Source organism: Novosphingobium sp. AP12 (genome assembly GCF_000281975.1).
Taxonomy (GTDB): Bacteria; Pseudomonadota; Alphaproteobacteria; order Sphingomonadales; family Sphingomonadaceae; genus Novosphingobium.
Genome location: NZ_AKKE01000116.1, coordinates 1 through 1,139 on the forward strand (window position 1 = coordinate 1; position 1,139 = coordinate 1,139).

The 1,139-nt window shown below is 60.0% G+C and carries 2 protein-coding genes and 1 pseudogene; all 3 read right to left on the bottom strand.

The genetic code is table 11. The features are described 5' to 3' along the window. Window positions 1-45 precede the first annotated feature (45 nt). The 3 genes and pseudogenes from PMI02_RS28405 to PMI02_RS27210 all read right to left on the bottom strand — a co-directional run bounded on the left by PMI02_RS28405 (window position 46) and on the right by PMI02_RS27210 (window position 1,068). The gene (locus PMI02_RS28405) at window positions 46-330 is read right to left on the bottom strand and encodes a transposase (RefSeq protein ID WP_081496715.1); all 285 of its coding nucleotides are present in this window, start codon (window positions 328-330) and stop codon (window positions 46-48) included. Beyond that, window positions 302-943 (bottom strand): annotated as a pseudogene (locus PMI02_RS28410) (transposase); the annotation flags it as partial. The pseudogene PMI02_RS28410 and the gene PMI02_RS28405, both read right to left, overlap by 29 nt. Continuing rightward, a complete protein-coding gene (locus tag PMI02_RS27210) occupies window positions 841-1,068 on the bottom strand; it encodes a hypothetical protein (protein ID WP_157222548.1) in 228 nt (75 codons plus the stop codon). The gene PMI02_RS27210 and the pseudogene PMI02_RS28410, both read right to left, overlap by 103 nt. Window positions 1,069-1,139: the final 71 nt, after the last annotated feature.

Sequence of the window (1,139 nt, forward strand, 5' to 3'; positions counted from 1 at the left end):
CGAGATCGTCCTGGGCATGGCTGATCGGGATGAGGAACGCTGGGTTTAGGCCCAGCGGAACTCCGCCTCGTTTAGCCAAAGCGAATGAAGTAATGCGGCGAGCTTCCGCGCGACGGCCGTTCTGGCACGCTTGGCGCCCTGTGCTTCGGCCATTTTCCTGCCCCACGCCTGAAGGGCGAATGGTCGCTTTACCTGGTTCAGCGCGACATTGGCGGCTTCGTAGAGCGCCTTGCGCAACATGGGATCTCCCGCCTTGGAAATATGTCCGCTGACATCGCGTTCTCCCGATTGACTGCGTCGGGGCACGAAGCCCTGCATAGGCGCCGACATGGTCGCTTTTTGCAAAACGGCGTGGATCTTCGATGGTCGAGGTGTAGGTGAGCGCGGTGATCGGTCCAACCCCCGGAACGCTCATCAACCGGACGCAGGCCTCATCCGCCTTTGCCCGGTCATTGAGCAGGCGATTGTATGCGCGCAGCTGCTCCTCGATAGCCTCCATGGATGCAATGAGTGGAGCAAACAGAGCCTTCAAATCCGGGCGCTGGGCATAGAAGGCCGTCAGGCGTTCGGCACGCCGGCCCGGTGTTCTGGCGGTACCCATGCGCAGGCCGAACAGCTTCAGTAGCCCGCGCAGCTGGTTGGCCATGGCTGTCCGGGCTGTGATCAACTGCGTCCGGATACGCAGGGCTGCCCTGTCGATGTGCGTTGCTGATGCCTTCATGTGGACGCGCTTGTACCAGCCAGTGCAGGCCAGCTGCGCGAGCCCTTCCGCGTCATGGACATCGCTTTTGTTCACGCGGGCAGAAAGGACGCCCTTCGCGTGCCGCGCGCAGATACATTCTATCGCGCCCCCCGCTCGACCAGCCCATGATACAGGAACGTCGATAACGTTCCCGTCTCCAGCACCACGCGCACCAGATCGGTACAATGTTTGTTTAGCCATTTGGCCAGAACATCGGGATCGCTCACGACAACATCGCGCCGCAAAACCTTACCGTCTATATCCACCACGCAGATATGCGTCGTCTTGTCATCACATCCAATCCTGCATAAATCGACATCGGTCATCCTCCTGCATTGAAGCGCCAAGGCGACTTCGTACCATGCACGAGGGTGGCTAAATCAATTACGCGGTGTCC

What these genes read in the sequence shown, in the direction of transcription:
- PMI02_RS28405 (WP_081496715.1), bottom strand. Translation starts at nt 330, where the DNA reads ATGTCGGCGCCTATGCAGGGCTTCGTGCCCCGACGCAGTCAATCGGGA.
- PMI02_RS27210 (WP_157222548.1), bottom strand. Translation starts at nt 1,068, where the DNA reads ATGACCGATGTCGATTTATGCAGGATTGGATGTGATGACAAGACGACG.